Origin of the sequence: Flavobacterium xylosi, assembly GCF_042787345.1 — a bacterium.
In the GTDB taxonomy this organism is placed as follows: domain Bacteria; phylum Bacteroidota; class Bacteroidia; order Flavobacteriales; family Flavobacteriaceae; genus Flavobacterium; species Flavobacterium xylosi.
Window position 1 is genome coordinate 40,470 of sequence record NZ_JBHZPZ010000020.1, and the last position, 22,070, is coordinate 62,539.

Sequence of the window (22,070 nt, forward strand, 5' to 3'; positions counted from 1 at the left end):
CGCAATCTACAGTTATGCGACCTTTATAGAAATTTAAATAATAAATTAGATTATGAGTATTATTGAGGACTTGAAACTGCAGTATAAATTAGGTGGAATTGCCCAAAGGTTAATCTATTGGAACGTATCCTGTTTTCTGGTTTCATTAATTTTTTTCTATCAATTTAAAGTTGGAGCGTTTGATTTTCCTACTTGGATAGCCCTTTCTTCGGAACCTTCTAATTTTATTTTGAAACCTTGGACTTTTCTAACCTATTCTTTTTTACACGATGGGTTTTGGCATTTGTTTTTCAACATGATGGTATTGAATTTTTCAAGCTCTCTGTTTTTGACTTTTTTTACACCTAAACAATTTCTGGGATTGTATATATTGAGTGCTATTTTTGCCGGTTTAGCTTTTGTTGCGGGATATTATTTTTTAAATTTAAATGCTTCAATTGTAGGTGCTTCTGCTGCGATTATGGCCGTTTTAGTTGCTGCGACGACTTATCACCCTTTGATGAATGTCAGATTGTTGCTTATAGGTAACGTAAAATTATGGCATATCACCTTTGTAATTATTTTGTTGGATCTGATGCAATTTAGACTGGAAAATACCGGCGGACATATTTCTCACCTTTCAGGAGCATTATTTGGTTTTATTTTTATTAAATTGCTTGAAAATGGAATTGATTTAAGTAAAATAGTGTCAAGTGTTTTAGATTTTTTTGCGAATATTTTCACTAAATCGTCTTCAACACCATTCAAAAAAGTACACAAAAATTATAGCAGACCTGTTGAGAAAAGCGGCTCCAGAATCATAACAAAAGACAAAGCACAACAACAAATTGATGAAATTTTAGATAAAATTAGTCAGTCCGGTTATGATAGTCTGACAAAAGAAGAAAAAGAATTTTTATTCAAAACAGGGAAATGATTTGGTTTAAAGTTTAAAGTTTAAGGTTGATTAACTTTAAACTTTTAAACTTTAAACTTTAAACTAAAATAAATGAAAAACCTCTCGTGGTTCAATAAAATAATGTTTTTTTTGAATATAGTTCTAATTGTATTAACATTTATAGCTTATGTTTTACCATTTTTAGCACCTAAATCTTTCCCGTTTTTAGCTGTTTTGACACTATTCATGCCGTTTTTTTTTATTATGAACGCGTTGTTTTTTGTCTATTGGCTGTTGCAGTTTAAAAAGCGAATGATTTTGTCTGGCCTGGTACTTTTGATAGGAATCACTTTTATAAATAAATTTTATAAATTTTCTTCGAATGATTTTCCTGTGGAGGAAAAAGATTTTACGGTAATGAGCTATAATGTTCACCTGTTTAATGTGTTCAAGTGGATTGACAGAGATGACGTTCCCACTGAGATTTTGGCGTTTGTGAATGAAAAAAATCCGGATATTTTGTGTATTCAAGAATACTCTTCATCGGCTAATATTGATTTTAAAGTTTATCCGCATCGATATATTTTTACGGATGGGAATAATGTCAAAACTGGGCAAGCTATCTTTTCTAAATTTCCCATTATTGACCAAGGAAGTATTGTTTTTGCTAACACCACTAATGATATCATTTTTGCTGATATTAAAAAAGGAAAAGATATTATCAGGGTATATAATATGCATTTACAGTCCTTAAAAATATCTCCTGATGTTAATGAAATCAATGAAAATATTGAGGCAATTAATAAGGACAAATCCCAAATGATGTTCAAAAGTATTAGTGTCGCTTTCAAGCAGCAACAGGAACAAGCGGAAATGTTTATGAAGCATAAAGATAAGTGCGAATATCCTATTATAATTTGTGGAGACATGAATAACAGTGCATTTTCCTATGTTTACAGAAGCATAAAAGGAAAACTGCAAGATAGCTTTGAAGAAGCTGGTAAAGGATTTGGGGTTACCTATAAATTTAAATATTATCCTGCAAGAATCGATTATATTTTTGCAGATGACAGAATGAAAATTAAAAAATTCGAGAGTTTTCCTGAATTTGTAAATTCAGATCATTTTCCTGTTATGGCAAGAATGTCATTTGAAGGAGAGTAATTTTTGAAGACTATTTTATATCAATTCTTGTTTCTTTAAATATTCCAGAGCATATTTCCCTTCATTAAATAGTAAATCAAGAACACTTAGATTATTGATGAAACCATATTTATCATCAAAAACCTGGGTGTAACTTTCGAACGAAGAAGAATCTTTTTTCCCGTTTACTAATGCTCTGAAGTCTTTATACTCATTTGCATCCACTTCATGAAAGTATTCTGTCGTGGTAGTGTATTCCAATTTCATTCGTAAACATTTAGATACAATTTCTAAAGTTTCAAAATTTAAATCCAATAAAAAGTTGTGTTTTTTTTCGAAAATGGGACGGAGGTCATCTTCGAAAAATTCGAAAAATGGCGAACTTCGGTAAGCTGCTTCCAATGATTTGAAATGTTGTTTTTGCCAGTCAAAATCAGTTTCTATTTGAATGTCTTTTGTTTTTTGATGGCTTTCTTTAGAATGCTTCACAGGAATATTCAAAAGCTGAATCCCGTTTGGGCTGTAGATATACGTTCTGTTTCGATTGGTTTGTTTCTGAAAATTATCCTCTATTTCAAACACTGTATTTTCTGATTGCGCAAGAGCAGCAAAATGACTTATCGAAGGGAAATAGGTTGGGAATAACAGGGTTTTCATACAATCAGGTTTATATATAAAAAGTAAGGTTTAAAGTTACGAATACAACTTTAAACCTTAGACTTTAAACTAGAAATTTTATACGTTTGCTTTTCTCTCTTTTCTTTTTTTCCAAAAATATTCTCCAACAAAGAAAGCAACTAAGCCAAGCAGAAACAGTTTGAAATAGGATTGTGGTTGTCCTTCACCACTAACAGTCGTGAAAACTCTGTCCCAACGGATTTTGCTTAGCCATTTTCCATTTGTATCCCAACTCATCCAGATAAATATAGGTTTTCCTACAATGTGATCCTCGGGCACAAAACCCCAATAGCGGCTATCTTCTGAGTTGTGACGGTTATCTCCCATCATCCAGTAGTAATTTTGTTTGAACGTGTAATTCTTAACAATTGCTCCATTCAATCGTATTTCATTACCTGTAACTTTTAGGTCATTTTTTTTACCGTTATCATTCTTTTCGTACTCCGTGATAATTCTTTTGTAAAATGGCAAGGTCTCTGTTGTCAAAGCAACCGTTTTTCCTTTTTGGGGAATATAAATTGGTCCCAAATTATCGCGATTCCATTTGTGGATATCAGGGAATATACCATCTTCAACTCCTGAAGAAATTTGTCTTGTTACAGACACTATTCCGGGAACATTTTTTAATCGTTCAGCGCCTGCTGCGGTAAGTGCTTTTAAGAATAATGTGTCTCTTAGTTCGCTTTTAAAGCCTGCTTCGTCTGTTATATCTAAATCTTTTATTAAATACTCAAAATCAATCGGCGTTTTTCCGTCTAAAGCTACGGCATAGGAATATTGAGGTTTTGCTCTTTCTGGCATAACCAATATTTTGCCATCGATATAAACAATTCCATCTTTGATAGACAAGCTATCGCCAGGAACTCCAACACATCTTTTTACATAATTCGATTTTTTATCTACTGGTTTTAAAACATGTCTTTTAGATGTATCAAAAAATTTATAGACAGTATCTACGGGCCAATTGAAAACTACGATATCTGTTCTATCTATGGTTTGAAAACCGGGTAATCTCAAGTAAGGCAATTGAGGCCAATTTAAATACGATTTTCTTTTTGTAAAAGGAATGGAGTCATGTACCATTGGCAAAGCCACGGTGGTCATTGGAACTCTGGCTCCGTAATTCATTTTGCTGACAAATAGAAAGTCACCAATTAGCAAAGATTTCTCAAGTGAAGAAGTTGGTATGGTGTAAGGTTGAATAAAATAGGTATGAACTAAAGTTGCCACGATGACAGCAAAAAGTAGTGAGCTAACGGTGTCTGCTGTTTTATTCTCAGGTTGTAAACTTCGGTCAGCTATGTAATCTAGTTTTTGGGTATAATTAATGTAATAGATGTATAATCCAAAAGTTATTATGCCTAAAAAAGTATCTAAGCTGGATTTTTTTCCAAAACTTCTTAAGGTCTCAATCCAAATAACAGGAAACATAATCAAGTTTATAATTGGAATGAAAAGTAATACGGTCCACCAGGTTGGGCGACCGATGATCTTCATTAAAACAATGGCATTATATACGGGAATTGCTGCTTCCCAACGTTTTCTGCCGGCACTTTCATATAATTTCCACGTCCCTAAAAAGTGAACTATCTGTACAAGCAAGAAAAATACAAACCATTGATATAAAGTCATAATATGTTTTTTTGGTTAATCGGTTATTTGTTTATTATGGAATCATAAAGTTCTATGATTTCTAAAAATCTATTTATCTAATTTGAAAATTAAAATTCTAATACGTCTTTCATTGTAAAAACCCCATGTTTGCCCACAATCCACTCTGCTGCAATTACAGCACCCAATGCAAAACCTTCACGATTGTGGGCTGTATGTTTGATTTCTATTGCATCAACGGCCGAATTATAAATTACGGTATGTGTTCCGGGAACAGTACCGATTCTTTTGCTTTCGATATGAATTTGCTTCGCCAGTTCGCTATCGCTCGAGTGATTTGGTTCTGGGTTTTCAAGAGTCCAATTAGTGTATGAACTATTCTCGATAACTCCTTTTGCTAATGAAATTGCTGTTCCACTTGGTGCGTCCAGTTTTTGAGTATGATGAATTTCTTCCATCTCAACACTATAGCTATCGAATTTTGACATTATTTTTGCCAAATATTCATTGAGTTCGAAGAAAATGTTTACCCCTAAACTAAAGTTCGAGCTGGAGATAAACCCTCCGTTTTTTTCTTTGCACAACGCCAACATTTCATCATAGTGTTCCAGCCAACCAGTCGTTCCTGAAATTACCGGAACATTAGCGAGAAAACAATTCGAAATATTTGTCACAGCAGCAGTTGGAACACTAAAATCGATGGCGACGTCAGCATTTGAAAGGCCGTCATAAGAATTGAATTCGTCTTTTTTCAAAACAATTTCATGACCTCTTTCAAGTGCAATCCTTTCAATTACATGACCCATTTTTCCGTATCCTAAAAGCGCAATTTTCATTTGTGTTTTATTTATGATTAAAAAAATTAAAGAGTAAACAAGTTTATTTTGCTTTTTAAAAATTGTAATTAAGTGTTAGACCAACATTAGTCTTAAATGTTACATCATTGGGATAAATAATAGGTCTGAAGGATAAGTTCTCATCTACATTAAATTGTAGTAAGGCTGCGTCAACATTGGCATCAATGATATTTAAGGCATAAAAGGCCAATGTTATTAAAGCAGATAAATCACGATTCCTTTGATAAAATTTCTGACCCGCAATCAATCTCGTATTATCCAGATACGTATAATTATCATCCGTATATCCTTCTAATCTTCGTTTATAGGCATCTCTATATTGATGGTATTTTTTATTGTTGTCTATGTAAAAATACAGGCTGGTTCCAATGGCGCCATAAACAATCGGAATTTTCCAATACTTTTTGTTGTAGGCTTGTCCCAATCCTGGCAAAACAGCCGAATAAAATGCAGCTTTAGCAGGTGTCAGAGGATCTATGTTATTCGATTTCAAAGTGTCTTTAGCAACAAGAACTGTATCTGGTTTTGTTTGGGCAAAAACAGTACTGTTACCTGTAATAAAAAGGAAGAGAACTATGAAAATGATTTTATGCACTATTCGTTTATTAATTTAATAATTCTGTTGAAGTCTTCTTCGGAATGGAATGGAATAGTGATTTTTCCTTTACCATTTCCGGCTACTTTTACATCTACTTTAGTTCCAAAATAATTTGTAAAAGTACTTTTGTGTGAATCAGCAATTTCAAACGCCGCAGCTTTAGGTTTACCGGCAGGTTTAGGTTTTAAACTTTCCTGATAGTTTTTTACCACTGCCTCCGTATCACGAACCGAAAGATTCTGACTTACGATTTTTTGATAAATATCCGTTTGAATATCCTGATCTTCAATGTTAATTATCGCACGACCGTGGCCCATACTGATGAATCCATCACGAATTCCGGTTTGAATGATGGGGTCTAATTTTAAAAGTCTCAAATAATTAGCAATGGTAGAACGTTTTTTACCTACGCGTTCGCTCATTTGTTCTTGAGTCAATTGAATTTCGTCAATCAATCGTTGGTATGAAAGTGCAATTTCTATTGGATCTAAATCATGACGTTGAATATTCTCAACCAATGCCATAACGAGTGATTCATTGTCATTTGCAATACGAATATAAGCCGGAACTGTTGTCAATCCCACAAGAGTCGACGCACGAAGACGACGTTCCCCTGAGATCAATTGGTATTTATTGAAGTCTAATTTACGTACGGTAATAGGTTGAATAACACCTAATTCCTTGATGGAAGTCGCTAATTCTCTCAATGATTCTTCATTGAAATTGCTCCTTGGTTGAAACGGATTTATTTCTATAGCATCTATTTCAAGCTCAATAATATTTCCTACAACTTTATCGGCATTTTTATCGGCAACGGATTTTATATCGTTTTCCGGATCTTTCAATAACGCAGATAATCCTCTTCCTAAGGCTTGTTTTTTTATTGCTTTTGCCATAAAACTATTTACTGTTTTTCTTTATAACTTCTTGAGCCAAATGCAGGTAATTTATAGCTCCCTTACTTGTTGCATCATAGTTTATTATGCTTTCGCCAAAACTAGGTGCTTCGCTCAATTTTACATTTCTTTGAATAATTGTATCAAAAACCATATCGTTGAAGTGTTTTTGAACCTCTTCTACCACTTGGTTTGATAGCCGCAATCTGGAATCGAACATTGTTAATAACAATCCTTCGATATCTAAATCGGCATTATGGATTTTTTGGATACTTTTTATTGTATTCAACAACTTCCCTAAACCTTCCAATGCAAAATATTCGCATTGAATTGGGATGATTACAGAGTCAGCAGCTGTCAAAGCATTTAGCGTTAACAATCCAAGTGATGGAGCACAATCGATAATGATAAAATCATACTCATCCTTTATGCTTTCCAATGCTTTTTTTAGCATATATTCCCTGTTTTCTTTGTCGACCAATTCGATTTCGATGGCGACAAGGTCAATATGAGAAGGGATGACATCTACATTTGGAGCAGAACATTTGATGATGGCCTCTTTCGGGGTATGACTGTGTTCGAGAATTTGATAGGTTCCTATTTCAACGTTTTCAACATCAATACCTAAGCCGGAGCTGGCATTAGCTTGAGGATCTGCATCGATTAATAACACTCTTTTTTCTAAAACACCTAATGAGGCCGCAAGATTTACAGACGTTGTAGTCTTTCCAACTCCACCTTTTTGATTAGCAATCGCAATGATTTTGCCCATTTATTTTTCTAAATTTTGAACCGTAAAAATACAATTATTTATGGTTTCTAAAAATCTATTTTGTTAACATTCGTTAAAGCTTGATTCCTTGCTATTTGACCTAATTATCAGTTTTTAAATTGAGGTCGTTTTCAGGAGCTATTTCAACTGTTCGTTTCAATCCCGATACTTTGGGACTTGAGCTACACCCTTTTTTCTATTGTCATAAAAGTAGCTTCCTTTGGTCGCTCTTTTCTGCCAAGAAAAAATTAGCTTTTAGCGCTGCAAAGTATTCCTCTGTCATTTGGGCTAGTGTAGTTGAGGTTGTAGAATAATTAGGAAGATAAATTTCGATTTTTTTTAGAGCAAGTAAATTTATTTCTTATTTCATAAATAGTTTTGAAGAAGCAAAAAATAGTTATATATTTGCCGACGCTTTCGGGGTGTAGCGTAGCTCGGTTATCGCGCCTGCTTTGGGAGCAGGAGGCCGCAGGTTCGAATCCTGCCACCCCGACAACCTAGTTGTCAATTCACATCAAAAGGCTGTAAATCACATGATTTACAGCCTTTTTTGTTTTTTGCCAATAAGCTATTTAAGCTATTTGTAAAGCAAGGTTTGTTTGGTCATTTCTTCACTTTATATTATCATCAATACTACTATACCTTGGAGATTTTGGAAATTTAAAAATGGATTATTGTTCTTTATTTCTCTTTTAATTAAGTTGGATATTAAAAATCGCTATTGCCGGTGCTCTCGTTTATTTAATTAAGTGCTTTTTTCAATTCCGCCGCGGCCTGTAATAATGCAGATTTTGTGCCGGGAACATTGCTCAATGCATTTAGCAGTGCCCAGTCATGAATCATTCCATTATAACGTATTGCAGTCACTTTTACACCTGCTTCATCCAATTTACGTGCGTAAGCCTCACCTTCATCACGCAAAATATCATTTTGAGCCGTTTGAACCAGAGCAGGAGGCAGGTCTGTGAGTTGTTCTTTTGTGGCTAATAACGGTGAGGCATAAATTTCTTTACGTTCTTTAGCATTGGTGGTATAATTATCCCAGTACCAAATCATCAAACTTTTGGTTAAAAAGCGTTTTGTTGCAAATTGATTATAAGATTGCGTTTCGAAGTTAGCATCAGTTACTGGCCAAAACAATACTTGTAACTTAATTTTAGGTCCTTTTTTATCTTTAGCCATTAGCGCAACTACCGTGGCCATGTTGCCGCCAACGCTATTACCCGCCACGGCTATGCGCTGACCGTCTATGCCAATTTCTTTGCCATTTTTAGCCACCCATTTTGTTGCGGCATAGGCTTCATTAATGGCCACTGGATATTGGGCTTCGGGTGAGGGGGTATAGTTTACAAATACCGCGGCAACACCTGATGCTACCACCAAATCACGTACCATGCGTTCGTGAGTGGGGAAATCTCCCAAAACCCATCCGCCGCCATGAAAGAACATAAATACGGGTAAAATTTCTTTTGCTTTTTTTGGCTTAACAATATTCAATTTAATAGTCAATCCGTCTTGAGTGATGGTTTTTTCAGTAACGGTTACCCCGGAGAGATCCACTTTTACAGAGGATTGAGCCTTAGCCAAAACTGCTCTACCCTCTTTGGGAGATAACTCTTCTATCGGTTTTCCTGGTGCTGCGTTAATGACTTTTAAAAATGATTTAACGTTGCTTTCAATATTTGGGTCTTGGGCCGGATCGATCGTCTGGGCCGAAACCCCTTCACCAGAGGCTATAACGATCATAGTAATTGCCGCTTTACTTAAAATTGATTTTCTTTTCATTTTGTGCAATTTTTTGATAATGTTCTTAATCATTTATATAATGAGTTAAAATAATTTACTATTTGGCAGCTTTAGCCATCTCTGGTTTTAATATGACTTTCGTCCATCCTTTGTCACGGGCATCAAAATGTTTGTAAGCTTCAGGAGCCTGATCTAAGGATAGTTCGTGTGATACAATTAACGAAGGTTTTGCTTTCCCTACAGAAATCAGAGTGCTTAGCTGACGATTGTAGGCTTTCACATTTGCCTGTCCCGTAGCTATTCGCTGGCCTTTCATCCAGAATTGACCAAAATCAAAATCCATATGTCCTTCTTTCTGTAAAGCCTCTTTTGATTTTGGATCTTTGGGTACAAAAACTCCTACTACTCCGATTGATCCGGTTGCCTTCACGGCCTGTACCAATTCATTCATCGTAATATTTGAATGTTCTTCGCCGTGTTTATCACAACACTGGTAACCCACGCATTCGCATCCTTTATCGGCACCGATACCTTTGGTAAGCTCCATCACTTGCTCCACAGCGGAACCTTTGGAAAAATCAATAGCAATTGCTCCTAATGCTTCGGCAAGTTTCAGTCGGTCAGGATGATTATCAACAACCATAATCTGACTTGCGCCTTTAATACTTGCTGAATGTGCTGCCATTAGCCCAACAGGTCCTGCGCCATAAATAACTACAGAATCTCCGGGCATTACATTAGCTAATTCAGTTGCATGGTATCCTGTGGGGAAAATATCGGATAACATCACATAATCATTCTCCTTTTCAAGAGCATCTTCCGGTAATTTTAAGCAATTAAAATCCCCATGGGGTACACGCAAGTATTCCGCCTGTCCGCCACTGTAAGGCCCCATTCCTGCAAAGCCATATGCAGCACCTGCCATTCCGGGATTCATAGTGAGGCAGAAACCGGTCAAGCCGCTTTCACAATTGCGACAATGACCGCACCCAATATTAAAAGGCAGACAAACCATATCACCCACTTTAATCTGGGTTACGGTTTTGCCAATTTCAACAACTCTGCCCATATTTTCATGTCCAAATATCCGACCCGGTTCCATATCTGTTCTTCCTTCATACATGTGAAGATCAGATCCACATATATTGGACGTGGTAATTTTAACCAAAACATCCGTCGGTTGCTCAATTTTGGCATCCGGCATTTCTACTACCCTAACATCATGAGGGCCAAAATAAACAAGTGCTTTCATACTAATGGCATTTTAAATGGTTAGTCAATAATTAAGTGCTTCTTTTTCTTATATAAAGTTTATATCAAGAATTAAACAAAGTTATTGATATTGGTTTAAATACTTTGTTATCAGTATGTTAATAATTTTTTTGATATTTAATAAGCTCAAATTTTCTTCGAAAAGTAAGACTGTATCTGGAGATTTTTTTACTGTATTTCCTTGCAAAAAAGAATTGATGGTTTTTCCATTATTAAAAAATTATAGAGGAGCAAGTCTTTAATTAGTTTCCTGAAGTTAATTAAAAAGCAACAAACTGTTCCAAAATAAATGAAACAATTGATGAATCACAGTAAAGTATATTTTGTACAAATTATGGTACAAAAAAGAGTGCAATCCTGCCATAATATAAAAATTCTTTTTCTGTCTCAACAATAGGAATTTCTTATAGTAGAATAAAAAAACTCATTATTCAGGTTATATAATCCAGCAATTATGCCTTATTTTTGCAACTTCAAAAATGTAATAAAATCTTGCTATGTCAGATACAATCGAAAAAATTAAATGTCTTATTATAGGTTCTGGTCCGGCAGGTTATACTGCTGCTATTTATGCTGCCAGAGCAAACATGAATCCTGTTTTGTACCAAGGAATGCAGCCTGGTGGACAGCTAACAACAACTAATGAAGTAGAAAATTGGCCTGGAAACCCTGAAGGAATTACGGGTCCGGAAATGATGGTTGGTTTACAAGCGCAAGCACAACGTTTTGGTACTGAGGTGCGCGATGGTTGGGCTACAAGAGTTGATTTCTCGGGCGATATTCACAAAGTATGGATAAATGAGACTAAAGAATTGCATTGTGAAACTGTTATTATTTCTACAGGCGCTACTGCTAAATATTTAGGTTTACCTTCAGAACAACATTATTTAAAAATGGGTGGTGGTGTTTCGGCTTGTGCTGTTTGTGATGGATTTTTCTATAGAAACCAAGAAGTTGTAATTGTTGGGGCAGGGGATTCTGCATGTGAAGAAGCACATTATTTGTCAAAACTTTGTAAAAAAGTAACGATGTTAGTGCGTAGCGAAAAATTCAGAGCTTCAAAAATCATGGAAGAACGTGTTCGCAAAACGGAGAATATTACCATCCTGATGAACCATGATACCGTTGAAGTTTTAGGAGACGAACAAGTGGTTACGGGTGTAAAAGCTTTAAATAAAACTACTGGTGAAACTTTTGAAATAGAAGCTACTGGTTTCTTTGTTGCCATTGGACACAAACCTAATACAGATATTTTTACGGATTTTATCACACTAGATGAAACGGGTTATATCGTTAATACTCCCGGAACTTCAAAAACAAATGTTGCCGGTGTTTTTGTAGCCGGTGATGCTGCAGATCATGTGTATCGTCAAGCAATAACTGCTGCCGGAACCGGTTGTATGGCTGCCTTAGACGCGGAAAGATATTTAGCTTCTAAGGAATAAACGGAATTAGAAAATTTATTTGTAGATAATAGATTCATTCTAAGATTTTTCAGTCTTGTTTTAAATTGAAACCCCCATTAGCTAAAGGCTGATGGGGGTTTCGTTTATACTTATTTTAGAGTAATTATTTGACTCCAGTTTTTCTACCCTCCTTCGGAAGGGTTGGGGGGAGGATTTTCTATTTTATTTTTTTGAATAGTTTTGCTTCGTCGCTAAATTGTCGCATTTCTATTTTTGGTGACCCAAAAAGGTGTAGCTCTGATTTGTCGGCTGCATCAATAATGACGTTTGTCTCTACAAACAGGCTGCAATTCGTATAGCTTTCCGTAATTATTTCTGCATCTTTTACAATTAGTTTATTTCCGGTTAAAGTCGAATTATTATCTAATCGAATTATTGCTTTAGTTGCGCTACCTTCAAGCGTAGCATCAGATTTTTGATACAAATCAACTTTTAAATCAAAAGTGGTAAGTAAAGATTTTAATGCTGCATTTTTACTCAATTGTATAGTCGTGTTTTCCGATCTTAGATTGAGTTGTGTTTTCGATTTATCATCGGCCTGCAAAATGAATTTCTTAGTGTTGACATTCAAAAAAAGTTTAGAATAATCTGAGGTTTTAAATGTAATTTCATCCAGCTGAATTTCTTCTATTGCATTAATTATTGCCTCATTTTTTGAAGTTACCAGAGTCAAATCGCTGTTGTAGGTTACCCTTACAATTAGTTTTTTATAATTTACCGCTTCTTTTGTAGTGTAAATGCGAAGTGTGTTGTCTTTTAAATCAAATGAAATAATATCATGAAGATTATCATCAGCTTCAATTTTTATACTACTTTTTTCTCCTCGCTCTAAGTTTACTTCAACGTTATCTTCTACTTCCAAGGCCTGAAAATTTCCAATTTCCTTATTTTCGATTGTAACAGTTCTCGAACCTTTTATTTTATCTTTCTTCTGCGCCAAAGTTAGAGTTGTAGACAATACGAGTAGGAGTATAGCGATGTGGTTTTTCATTTTTATTTTTTGATTATTGTTTGACAAATATAAAAAAACATCCGTTTCATTAAGCATAGAAACGGATGTTTTAGAAATTGGGTTTGAAAATTATTCTTCTGTTTTCTTCAAATTGTCGTCAGGGATTCGATCTATCAAATAATTGTAAGGATCAATTCCAGCTTCAAAAGGCTTTTCTTTTGTTTTGAAAGTATAAACATTGTCTTTTTTTGTTATTTTCAACCTTTTGTAAACTAAAACCTTTCCTAAATCAGCATCACTTTTCGGTTCTGCAAAAACGGCTACGTCGATATAATCGGCAACAGGCATTTTGGTTTCCTTCCCAAGTGCGTCAGATCTGAATTTTTCGGAGGTTGTTTTCAAAGTGACTTCATATTCCGTACCTACTTTTTTGTATTTGGCTTCCAGCATTCGGTTAGAGAAAAGCGTAATATTTTCGAACATATCGGCTATTAAATACTGCAAATGCGGCGGAGTTATTTTTCGGAATTCATTCACAGCATCTATCGAAGTAGGAAAAGGTGGGTTTTTGTAAGCATACATGTTAACTAAATTTTTCATCGCCTGATTTAGCTTTTTTTCGCCAATCATTTCTTTGAAATAATACATAACCACACTCGCTTTTTGATAATGAATGTATTGTTGCTGTTCAGTTTTCATCAAAGGCTGTTCTCCTTCAAGTTCCGAACTTCTTCCACTTAAATAACGATCCATCTCATATTTCAAGAACTTTTTCATTTTGTCTTTTCCATATTCTTTTTCCATTACCATAAGCGCTGAATATTGAGCAAAACCTTCGCTCATCATTTCGCTTCCTTGCATATTGGCACCGGAAACTTGATGTGCCCAATATTGATGGCCCATTTCGTGTGCCGTGACATAATAAACCTGGTCAATATCGTCCTTTTTTACTTCACGTAAATCGGTGATAAAACCAATTCCTTCACTGTATGGCATTGTCCCCGGAAAGGCTTGCGCAAAACTTTGGTATCTTGGGAACTCAATAATTCTACATTGTTTATGGTAGTAAGGGCCAAAATTTGCTGTATAATATTCCAACGACTTTTGCATACTTTTCAGCATATTAGGAACATTATAGGCATGCTGTTTGTCATAATAGACTTCCATGTCAATTCCGTTCCATTTTTTTCTAGCAACTTCATATTTTGCAGAAATAAAAGAATAGAAATTCAATGATTTTTGATCCAATTTGTAGTTGAAATATTTTCTTCCGTTGGCTTCCCATGTTTTTATCAAAGAACCCGGAGCAATAGCCGTTTGGTCTGGCGTTGTGCTAATCGTTGTGTTCACTTGGACCCAATCCGAATCATTTCCAATGTATGTATTGGCTCTAGCCGTTAGATTGTTCTCATCCAGTTTTGCCATTCTTTCTCGTTTTGGCAATTTCAGTTTGATGCGTTTGTTTTTATCTGAAATTTCCGCATTACGATTGTATCCTAAAGAAGGTGAAATGTCGTAATTATTAAAGAAAGTTCCATTTTCAGTCAGTTGTGTGAAGCTCACTTGATTTTCAAATCCTTTGGATAATTTCCATAAATCGATATTGATTTTGATGGAGTCATTTGGAGCCAAAGGTTTTTCTAAAGTATAGATTCGATAACTTAAACGGGAATCCTTTAATTTCAATTTTGCTCCTGAAATGCTAATTTTTATACTATCGGTCAGTTGTGGCATCGTAAAATGGAGTTCCTGAATTGGCGCATTCGATTTGTTTTTTGCCCAAGCTTCGACTTTGGCAATCATGCTTCGTTCTTCGGGCATGATGTCAATAGTATAATTGAATTTATAAAACCGGGGTTGCGCTAAATGTTCGAATTTCTTATACTTTTTTTCATAATCTACTTGTTTGTTTTCTTGCTCTTTTGAAGAATCGTAAGTATTTAGAATTTTTGTATTGTAAAAAACAAAACTACCGCAAAGTATAAAGGCAAATAGACTAATGGTTATTGGGATTGTGTTTTTTCTAAATTGAAGTTTTGCATTTGCCCATCTGTATTTAAATTGAGGTTCCTTACCTCGAATAAAAAAGGCAATGATTACAAAACACAAAATCAAACTTGCCAATGCCCAATAGATATTGAACCAAATTGTTGATGCCACAAATGGTCCAAAGCCATTCATGTCCGAGTAGGTTATTCGTGGGACTGCCCCAAAATTCAACATATTTGTATTGATTTCAAGCAAACCCCAAACGAAACTATTTACAATCACAAAAGTGACGAAAGCAAAATAGGCAATATATCGATTGTTGATTAAATAATGGAACAACAGTGAGAGCACAACCAGAAAGGAGAAACTCAGCAATTCGATAATTAATAGTGATTTGAAGTAAACATCCAATTGGTAGTTGTAATAGCCGTATGCTGTTTGTGCAATAATTCCAACAACTATTGTCAATGCAAAAACAATGGCCAAACTGATAATCAGGGCAACTAATTTTGAAGTAAACAAAACCCCTGTTTTTATAGGAGTGGCATCTTGAATTTCATTGATTTTTGCATCGCGTTCTTTCCAAACTAAAACGCCGGTGTAAAAAGTAATAAAACCAATCATAAAGATGTTAAAAGCTCCTTTTATAGTATCGATTACATTATACGTTACAGGATATTGCGATGTACCATAATTACCCGTAAAAATAGCCAGACTCGCAATCAAATTAATCATGCCGATGGCAACAATGATAATAAATGTAGGATTTTTGACGATAGCCTTGGTTTCGAATTTTACTAAATTCCAAAATGTGTTTATCGAAAACACATTCGCTTTTGTTGGTTCTAATACAATAGTTGAAATAATTATTGGCGTTTCAACTGCTTTTAATTTTTTAGTTTTTTTAGTTTTTTCTTTTTTGGTATTAAAAGAAAATTTGTAATAAACAGCTATTAATATAATCAAGCTGATTCCCAGCCATATCAAACGATTGGTTAATAAATCGCCATGCAATGTAACTGCATCTAAATTTTTTTCGGCAACTGTGGCGTATTTGGTCATAATCCTAAAAGGGCGGATGCCAAAAGGATCAAGCAAATTTGCCAACCATTCTTTTTGGATGTCTTTCGTAAATCCCGCTGAGACAATATAGAAAACCAAAATGAGCATGGCGCCAATAAAGGAAATAATATTGCTTCTGAAAATAATAGCTAAACCAAATAGTAAAACTCCCGAGATAATCACATTTGGAATACCAAAAACCAAAAGGCCTTGCAAATGCCCAGCCCAAATGACTTCGCCAAATCTTTCCGGCGGACACATATCGAATATTGGTGCTAAAACAGGAGCAATCAAGGCACCAAGTGAAACGCCAAGCAAAGGAATTACCGAAACGATTGCTGCGCCTATAAATTTCCCGAAATAATAATCTCTTTTTTTGATAGGTGATGAAAATACAAATTGATGCATCCCGTATTGAAAATCACGGTTGGCAGTAGCATTCATAAAGGCAGTGGTCATCAACAAACAGATTATCGAAATGATGCCATAATATTGCTCAATAGCGTAAGGAGCATTTTTGTGAATGTTGCCTATGCTTCCGCCAAGTGTAACATTTTCTGAAGCGACAGCAAAAAAAACGAGTAAGGTATTGATGAATAAAAAGATCCATATCATTGGCGTTCTTAACCAATATTTTAATTCATATCGTATAAATTTCCACATAGTAATTTAAAATAATGGGTTAGACTAATTCGTTTAATTGCGCAAAAAATACATCTTCCAGATTTTCTTCTGCCGGAGTGAATCCATCATTTAAATGGCTATCCGAAAATACATGAATCAAAGGTTGACCTCCAACTAGTTTATTAGAAATGACTTTGTACTGATTTTGATATTCAGGCAATTTTAATTTAGTTACTTTTTTCTCCCAAACTTTACCTTTCACTGCTAGTAATGCATCATCAGTATTGCCGCTAAATAATACTTTTCCATTGTTCATTACCGCCATTTGAGTACAAAGTTCACGAACATCTTGCACGATATGTGTAGAAAGAATTACGATAGTGTTTTCGCCAATTTCACTCAAAATATTATAGAATCGATTTCTTTCACCAGGATCCAATCCAGCGGTTGGTTCATCTACAATAACTAATTGCGGCTTGCCGATTAAACATTGTGCAATCCCGAAACGCTGACGCATACCGCCGCTGTAACTGCTTACGGCATTTTTTCGGTGTTCCCAAAGATTGACTTTGGTCAGTAATTGTTCTACGATTTGTTTGCGATCGGATTTTTTGTCAAATCCCTTTAGTAATGCTAAATGATCTAAAAGTTCCACCGCAGAGGTTCTTGGATAAACACCAAATTCTTGAGGCAAATACCCAAGGACTTTGCGAACCGCTTCTTTATCATTCAAAATATCAATTTCTCCAAGGGTTACCGAACCACTATCAACATCTTGCAAAGTAGCAAGCGTTCGCATTAAAGAAGATTTTCCGGCACCATTTGGTCCAAGCAATCCAAACATTCCTTTTTTTATGTGAAGTGAAACATCGTTTAGTGCATGCACACCATTACTATATTTCTTGTCTAAGTTTTTAATGATTAATTCCATTTATATTTTTTGGTTTTTGGTTGATAATGCTTGTTTGACTATTAGAATGGTAGTTTGTTACATTTTATTAAGAAATAACCTTAAAATAATCAATTTTCACGAATTTTAAAATGGATTTATAGAAATAAATTATTTTTCATTCCAAATGAGACAAAAAAAATCATCCACTTTTGATGAATGATTTATTTGCATTTTGGTAAAAAGAAGTACTTATTCTTTGCTGATGCTGCTTCCTGAACTTTCTTCTTTAGTGATTTTTTTTGGAACAATATCATAATTGATCTCAGAACCGCTAGAGGCTTTTGCATTCAAACTTACCAAGGGATGAATAGATATAGAGCTTCCGCTGGAGGAGTTGGCAGTTATGTCATTTGCCAATAACCCTTTTGCCTCTATTTCGCTACCACTTGAAGATACTGTTTGCAGCTTTAATGCTTTTCCACTAACTGTAATTGTGCTTCCACTACTTGCTTCACAAATAACAGAGTCGGCTTCTAAATTTACATTTATTGAACCTGCGCTCGAGGCTTCCAAGCTAATGCTTTCTCCTTTAAGTGTGTTTATACTTTTAATTGTTGAACTACTGGAGGCTTCTAGTTTATCAATAAAAGGCATCTTAACGGTTACTTTTTTTGATTTAATATTGATAAAAGAATTATAGTCACATTCGATTATGAGTACACCATTTTCTACTTTAGTGGTGATTTCTTTTTGCAAATTGTCATCGGCTTCAACAGTGATTTCCGTTTTGTCTGATTGTTCAATGACAAGATCGATGGCATTGCTGACTTCTACACTTTTAAAATCGCCTGATATAATTCTCTTTTCAGTTGTAACATGACCATTTCCTCTTATTGATTTCATGTTTCCTGAAAAGTTGCAGGAGGCAAATAGTAAGGCCGTTAGGGTTACAATAATAAATTTGGTGATCATTGTGATAATTTTTATCATGGCTATTTAGTTTTAATGATAATACCGTCTTCGTTTATTTTTAATTCTTTAAACCTTTTTTTTGAATTGCTAATGGTATCTCCTTTTACAGTAACACCATCTTCATTAATAATAACTGATGTTTGTGCGCTATCATTATCAATATCTTCAATAGGATCGATATCATCAAATTCATTTTCATCGGCAGGACAATTCAAACATTTTACTTTTGAACCTTCTACTTTGTAAACATAGTTGTCAGAACTGTAATGTAAGTTGAAGAATGAATCATCAGATCTGTCATAATCCTGAACAGAAGAATCTGGTTTTAATAAAGTTCCTTCAGGTAAATATAAGAAAATTTCCACTTCCTGATCACGAAATTTATTGCTTACTTCAGTCAGTAAATAATTGTCCAGAATTAAATGATTTCCTTCAATTTTAACAGCATATATTATTTTTTCGGCTCTTAATTTAGCAGCTTGGAATGATTTTCCTCTTGCCATTTTCTCAATCTGAATGAATGGTAATTTCTCATCAGTATGTAAAATTTGCAATTTTACATTGTTTGAATAAATTAATTCAGTGTTTGCCGAGTCTTGCACAAACTTGAAGGTTTCCCTGTCATTAATGTCCTTAGTGTAATAATCATTGTATCTGAATTTTACAAACAAGGTATCATTTGGCATCAAATTAATAGTTTCTTTTTTTACTGTTTTTCCTTCAAATGCCACTTCAGAAGCTTGTTTGATTCCGATTGAAATTAAAATTGCTATGGCAATTAACCAAAGTGCTAATGCCGTGTATTTCGCAATATTTCCTATCGACTTCATGGCTGGAGACAGTAATTTGAAACCTAAAAGAGTCAAGAAAAAGAATGGAATTCCAACAGCAAAGAACATCAATAATCCAAAAGACCAAATAGGATAATCCGTAAAATTCCCCGCTTCAATAAAACCTCTCCATGGCACATCAATAAAGTCTGAAGAACCTAAAGTAAAAACAGCTATCAGTAATGAAATTAAAGTTACATTTCCAATGATAATCAAAATTACTCCAAGAAATTTTGCGAAAACTTTAAAAACGGTCATTATAAAATCGCCTAAAGAACTTCCTATTTTATTGGCACCGGTTTTAATTTGATTGCCATATTTGTCGTAATCTGCATTTTTTATTTTATCTGAAACATTTTCAAACTCTTCTCTTACTTTTTTTTCGATGTTTGAAATGGTAACCGGCTCGCCTCTCATTTCTAGTTTTTCAGCAGTTGTTGTCGCCTCTGGCATCACAATCCACAGAATGATATACGCTAAGACACCGGATCCAGCTACAAAAACCATTAATAAAAGGAAAATTCTAAGCCAAACTTTATCTATTCCAAAATAATGTCCCAATCCTGCAAGAACACCACCAATCATTCCGTTTTCAGTATCTCGGTAAAGCTTTTTGGTTCTTTTAGAGTCGGCATTATAGGTTTGTGAAGTGTGATTGTCTTCTTCGATTATATAATCTTCAGGTTGACCCATTACAGCAATAACTTCATCTACATCTTTCAAACAAATTACATGTTTGTCGCTTTTTTGTTTTTCGGTCAATAATTCCGAAACACGCATTTCAATATCTTTGATGATTTCTTCTTGTCCTGATGATTTAGATAAAGAACGTTTTATAGCGTCAAAATAACGCGTCATTTTTAGGTATGCATCTTCATCAATATGAAAGAACATTCCGCCTAAGTTAATATTTACAGTCTTGTTCATGGCTATTATTTTTGGTTTGTGATTAGATTTACGGCATCTGACAATTCAGTCCAAGTGCCATTAAGTTCGTTTAAAAATGTTTGTCCTATTTCGGTTAGACCATAGTATTTTCTTGGTGGTCCCGAGGTTGATTCTTCCCAACGGTAGCTAAGTAATCCGTCATTTTTTAATCGGGTAAGCAGCGGATAAATCGTTCCCTCCACGACTAATAATTTTGCGTTTTTCAAAGTGTCTAATATTTCCGATGTGTATGCATCTTTTTCTTTCAATACGGATAGGATGCAAAACTCGAGAACACCTTTACGCATCTGGGCTTTTGTGTTTTCAATGTTCATAATTCGTTTTTTTTGATTTTTGGTTGATTAAACTATTCATTTTTTGATTGATGATTGATTGCTTCTGTCTGGTTTATTTTATAAAAGGTATGGTTAACGGATATTGGTATTTTTCTCCATTTGATGTTTTGATAGCAGCATAAATAATTAAGAAAAATTCAGCGACTTTCAATAGACCAAAAAGAAGAATAGCAAGCAGGCCAACTGTAACTATTCCGATGTTATTTCCAAAATTGAAATCGGTAAAAACAAAATCGTGATGATTCATCATTGTGTTAAAAGAGATGTTGCTGAATACAGTGAAGATAAAAATTGGAATTGCGATCATAATTAAAGTCAAAGAATATAACAACAAACTCAATTGAAAATTAAGTACTTGTTTACCATGAAAATCTACATACTCCGATTTGTCTTTTTTTGAAGTCCAAATCAATATTGGAAAAATATAATTTCCAAAAGGTATGAAATATTGAGTCAGTGCACTTAGATGTGTAAATGTTGCGGTGTTTTTTTCGGTGGTAGTTTCCATTTTTTTTGTTTTTGATTGCTTTGCCAGTTCGCCTTTCAGGCTCGTGTGATGATTGAAAATCCGAGGCTAATTAATTTTTTAGGTCACCTAGTAATTTCTTATACAAATATATGTCTAAAAGAAAGTATCTTGTATCGCATAGTACCAAATATTAACAAAATATTAACAAATATTTTTTATATGTATGCATAGTATTTTTTTGTACTTTAGCAAAAAAACCACTGCAAATGAGACTTACAGCTTCTAAACTCAATAAATTTTTATTATTCAAATTACCATCTGCATTTATTTGTGGAGTAAGAGTAAAGGAAATAGACGAAAATAAATGCGTAGTATCGGTTAAGCATCGATGGATTAACCAAAATCCGTTTAATTCGATGTATTTTGCGGTGCAAGCCATGGCTGCGGAGTTATCCACGGGTGCTTTGGTGATGTTTCAAATTCAAAAAAGCGGAAAAAAAATCTCTATGTTGGTGGCTAATAATAAGGGGAATTTTACAAAGAAAGCAACTGGAAGAATCACTTTTACCTGTAAGGATGGCCATTTAATTGAAGAAGCAATACAAAATACAATTGCTACTGGAGAAGGGCAAACCTTCTGGATGAAATCTATTGGTACCGATGAAAAGGGGATTCAAGTATCTGAAATGGATTTTGAATGGAGTGTTAGAGCAAAATAAAATATGGGCTTAACCTCATATCGATAATAAAAAACGCCTCTAAATTTTAGAGGCGTTTCATTTTTTAGTAAGTTATGCTTTCTTAGAACAGCAATTTTTTCCTTCGGCTTTAGCCATCGTGGCATCACATCTTTTGCTTTCAGTTTGAGCCATTTTTGCCTCGCATTTTTTTCCTTCGGCTTTGCATTTAACTTGACATTTTTCTATTTCTGCAACAGTCATTGCTTTTATATTAGAATCATCTTTTACACCGCATGATTCTTTTTTAGCTTTTTCTTTTACGTCTGGCTTAACTTCTTGTGCGCCAACATTAATTGTGAATAAAGCTATAGCTAAGATGGTACCTATTTTTTTCATTTTTA

The 22,070-nt window shown here is 34.5% G+C and carries 20 protein-coding genes and 1 tRNA gene; 5 read left to right on the forward strand and 16 right to left on the reverse strand.

The genetic code is table 11. The features are described from left to right. Positions 1–52: 52 nt before the first annotated feature. A complete protein-coding gene (locus ACFX5E_RS14350; protein WP_379855846.1) occupies positions 53–916 on the forward strand; it encodes a rhomboid family intramembrane serine protease in 864 nt (287 codons plus the stop codon). A 72-nt stretch (positions 917–988) separates the two neighbouring features. After that, positions 989–2,041 (forward strand): endonuclease/exonuclease/phosphatase family protein, encoded by a 1,053-nt coding sequence (locus tag ACFX5E_RS14355; protein ID WP_379855847.1) that lies wholly within the window; start codon positions 989–991, stop codon positions 2,039–2,041. A 15-nt stretch (positions 2,042–2,056) separates the two neighbouring features. Here the strand turns inward: ACFX5E_RS14355 and ACFX5E_RS14360 are convergent, their stop codons facing one another. The 6 genes from ACFX5E_RS14360 to ACFX5E_RS14385 form a co-directional block, all read right to left on the reverse strand. After that, positions 2,057–2,677: a WbqC family protein gene (locus tag ACFX5E_RS14360; RefSeq protein WP_379855848.1), complete on the reverse strand. Its 621-nt coding sequence runs from the start codon at positions 2,675–2,677 to the stop codon at positions 2,057–2,059. Between the two features lie 78 nt (positions 2,678–2,755). Continuing rightward, complete coding sequence (lepB, locus tag ACFX5E_RS14365) at positions 2,756–4,330, reverse strand: signal peptidase I (protein ID WP_379855849.1); 1,575 nt, start codon at positions 4,328–4,330, stop codon at positions 2,756–2,758. Between the two features lie 89 nt (positions 4,331–4,419). Further along, complete coding sequence (gene dapB, locus ACFX5E_RS14370) at positions 4,420–5,145, reverse strand: 4-hydroxy-tetrahydrodipicolinate reductase (RefSeq protein ID WP_379855850.1); 726 nt, start codon at positions 5,143–5,145, stop codon at positions 4,420–4,422. Between the two features lie 55 nt (positions 5,146–5,200). After that, entirely contained in the window at positions 5,201–5,761 is a 561-nt protein-coding gene (locus tag ACFX5E_RS14375; protein ID WP_379855851.1) for a DUF5683 domain-containing protein, read from the reverse strand. After that, on the reverse strand, positions 5,761–6,660 hold the full coding sequence (locus ACFX5E_RS14380) for a ParB/RepB/Spo0J family partition protein (protein ID WP_379855852.1): 900 nt from the start codon (positions 6,658–6,660) through the stop codon (positions 5,761–5,763). The genes ACFX5E_RS14375 and ACFX5E_RS14380 overlap by 1 nt, the downstream gene beginning before the upstream one ends. A 4-nt stretch (positions 6,661–6,664) precedes the next feature. Next, positions 6,665–7,432, reverse strand: coding sequence for a ParA family protein (locus tag ACFX5E_RS14385; protein WP_379855853.1), 768 nt, complete (start codon positions 7,430–7,432; stop codon positions 6,665–6,667). Between the two features lie 418 nt (positions 7,433–7,850). Here ACFX5E_RS14385 and ACFX5E_RS14390 point away from each other — a divergent pair. Continuing rightward, a tRNA-Pro gene (locus ACFX5E_RS14390) sits at positions 7,851–7,925 on the forward strand. Positions 7,926–8,173: 248 nt separating this feature from the next. Here the strand turns inward: ACFX5E_RS14390 and ACFX5E_RS14395 are convergent. Both ACFX5E_RS14395 and ACFX5E_RS14400 read right to left on the reverse strand, forming a co-directional pair. Beyond that, on the reverse strand, positions 8,174–9,250 hold the full coding sequence (locus tag ACFX5E_RS14395; RefSeq protein WP_379855854.1) for an alpha/beta hydrolase: 1,077 nt from the start codon (positions 9,248–9,250) through the stop codon (positions 8,174–8,176). A gap of 25 nt (positions 9,251–9,275) precedes the next feature. Continuing rightward, positions 9,276–10,430 (reverse strand): glutathione-independent formaldehyde dehydrogenase, encoded by a 1,155-nt coding sequence (locus ACFX5E_RS14400; protein WP_379855855.1) that lies wholly within the window; start codon positions 10,428–10,430, stop codon positions 9,276–9,278. A 517-nt stretch (positions 10,431–10,947) separates the two neighbouring features. On the opposite strand from ACFX5E_RS14400, the gene trxB reads away from it, so the two are divergent. Beyond that, positions 10,948–11,895 (forward strand): thioredoxin-disulfide reductase, encoded by a 948-nt coding sequence (gene trxB / locus ACFX5E_RS14405; protein WP_379855856.1) that lies wholly within the window; start codon positions 10,948–10,950, stop codon positions 11,893–11,895. Positions 11,896–12,073: 178 nt separating this feature from the next. Here trxB and ACFX5E_RS14410 read toward each other — a convergent pair whose 3' ends face one another. The 7 genes from ACFX5E_RS14410 to ACFX5E_RS14440 form a co-directional block, all read right to left on the reverse strand. Continuing rightward, entirely contained in the window at positions 12,074–12,907 is an 834-nt protein-coding gene (locus ACFX5E_RS14410; protein WP_379855857.1) for a GIN domain-containing protein, read from the reverse strand. 90 nt (positions 12,908–12,997) lie between these two features. Beyond that, a complete protein-coding gene (locus tag ACFX5E_RS14415) occupies positions 12,998–16,582 on the reverse strand; it encodes a M1 family aminopeptidase (RefSeq protein WP_379855858.1) in 3,585 nt (1,194 codons plus the stop codon). 19 nt (positions 16,583–16,601) lie between these two features. Then, the gene (locus ACFX5E_RS14420; protein ID WP_379855859.1) at positions 16,602–17,474 is read right to left on the reverse strand and encodes an ABC transporter ATP-binding protein; all 873 of its coding nucleotides are present in this window, start codon (positions 17,472–17,474) and stop codon (positions 16,602–16,604) included. A 210-nt stretch (positions 17,475–17,684) separates the two neighbouring features. Further along, positions 17,685–18,425, reverse strand: coding sequence for a head GIN domain-containing protein (locus tag ACFX5E_RS14425; protein WP_379855860.1), 741 nt, complete (start codon positions 18,423–18,425; stop codon positions 17,685–17,687). Positions 18,426–18,427: 2 nt separating this feature from the next. Then, entirely contained in the window at positions 18,428–20,164 is a 1,737-nt protein-coding gene (locus ACFX5E_RS14430; RefSeq protein WP_379855861.1) for a PspC domain-containing protein, read from the reverse strand. A gap of 5 nt (positions 20,165–20,169) precedes the next feature. After that, a complete protein-coding gene (locus tag ACFX5E_RS14435; RefSeq protein ID WP_007136354.1) occupies positions 20,170–20,499 on the reverse strand; it encodes a PadR family transcriptional regulator in 330 nt (109 codons plus the stop codon). Between the two features lie 73 nt (positions 20,500–20,572). Then, positions 20,573–21,028, reverse strand: coding sequence for a DUF4870 domain-containing protein (locus ACFX5E_RS14440; RefSeq protein ID WP_379855862.1), 456 nt, complete (start codon positions 21,026–21,028; stop codon positions 20,573–20,575). Between the two features lie 227 nt (positions 21,029–21,255). Here ACFX5E_RS14440 and ACFX5E_RS14445 point away from each other — a divergent pair, with 227 nt between their 5' ends. Further along, a complete protein-coding gene (locus ACFX5E_RS14445; RefSeq protein WP_379855863.1) occupies positions 21,256–21,708 on the forward strand; it encodes a DUF4442 domain-containing protein in 453 nt (150 codons plus the stop codon). 72 nt (positions 21,709–21,780) lie between these two features. Here the strand turns inward: ACFX5E_RS14445 and ACFX5E_RS14450 are convergent, their stop codons facing one another. Further along, positions 21,781–22,065 carry a hypothetical protein gene (locus ACFX5E_RS14450; protein ID WP_379855864.1) on the reverse strand — a complete coding sequence of 95 codons (285 nt, stop codon included), beginning with the start codon at positions 22,063–22,065 and terminating at the stop codon, positions 21,781–21,783. Between the last annotated feature and the right edge of the window lie 5 nt (positions 22,066–22,070).

Coding starts and splice junctions, on each gene's coding strand:
- ACFX5E_RS14350 (WP_379855846.1), top strand. CDS start 53: ATGAGTATTATTGAGGACTTGAAACTGCAGTATAAATTAGGTGGAATT.
- ACFX5E_RS14355 (WP_379855847.1), top strand. CDS start 989: ATGAAAAACCTCTCGTGGTTCAATAAAATAATGTTTTTTTTGAATATA.
- ACFX5E_RS14360 (WP_379855848.1), bottom strand. CDS start 2,677: ATGAAAACCCTGTTATTCCCAACCTATTTCCCTTCGATAAGTCATTTT.
- lepB (WP_379855849.1), bottom strand. CDS start 4,330: ATGACTTTATATCAATGGTTTGTATTTTTCTTGCTTGTACAGATAGTT.
- dapB (WP_379855850.1), bottom strand. CDS start 5,145: ATGAAAATTGCGCTTTTAGGATACGGAAAAATGGGTCATGTAATTGAA.
- ACFX5E_RS14380 (WP_379855852.1), bottom strand. CDS start 6,660: ATGGCAAAAGCAATAAAAAAACAAGCCTTAGGAAGAGGATTATCTGCG.
- ACFX5E_RS14385 (WP_379855853.1), bottom strand. CDS start 7,432: ATGGGCAAAATCATTGCGATTGCTAATCAAAAAGGTGGAGTTGGAAAG.
- ACFX5E_RS14395 (WP_379855854.1), bottom strand. CDS start 9,250: ATGATTAAGAACATTATCAAAAAATTGCACAAAATGAAAAGAAAATCA.
- ACFX5E_RS14400 (WP_379855855.1), bottom strand. CDS start 10,430: ATGAAAGCACTTGTTTATTTTGGCCCTCATGATGTTAGGGTAGTAGAA.
- trxB (WP_379855856.1), top strand. CDS start 10,948: ATGTCAGATACAATCGAAAAAATTAAATGTCTTATTATAGGTTCTGGT.
- ACFX5E_RS14410 (WP_379855857.1), bottom strand. CDS start 12,907: ATGAAAAACCACATCGCTATACTCCTACTCGTATTGTCTACAACTCTA.
- ACFX5E_RS14415 (WP_379855858.1), bottom strand. CDS start 16,582: ATGTGGAAATTTATACGATATGAATTAAAATATTGGTTAAGAACGCCA.
- ACFX5E_RS14420 (WP_379855859.1), bottom strand. CDS start 17,474: ATGGAATTAATCATTAAAAACTTAGACAAGAAATATAGTAATGGTGTG.
- ACFX5E_RS14425 (WP_379855860.1), bottom strand. CDS start 18,425: ATGATAAAAATTATCACAATGATCACCAAATTTATTATTGTAACCCTA.
- ACFX5E_RS14430 (WP_379855861.1), bottom strand. CDS start 20,164: ATGAACAAGACTGTAAATATTAACTTAGGCGGAATGTTCTTTCATATT.
- ACFX5E_RS14435 (WP_007136354.1), bottom strand. CDS start 20,499: ATGAACATTGAAAACACAAAAGCCCAGATGCGTAAAGGTGTTCTCGAG.
- ACFX5E_RS14440 (WP_379855862.1), bottom strand. CDS start 21,028: ATGGAAACTACCACCGAAAAAAACACCGCAACATTTACACATCTAAGT.
- ACFX5E_RS14445 (WP_379855863.1), top strand. CDS start 21,256: ATGAGACTTACAGCTTCTAAACTCAATAAATTTTTATTATTCAAATTA.
- ACFX5E_RS14450 (WP_379855864.1), bottom strand. CDS start 22,065: ATGAAAAAAATAGGTACCATCTTAGCTATAGCTTTATTCACAATTAAT.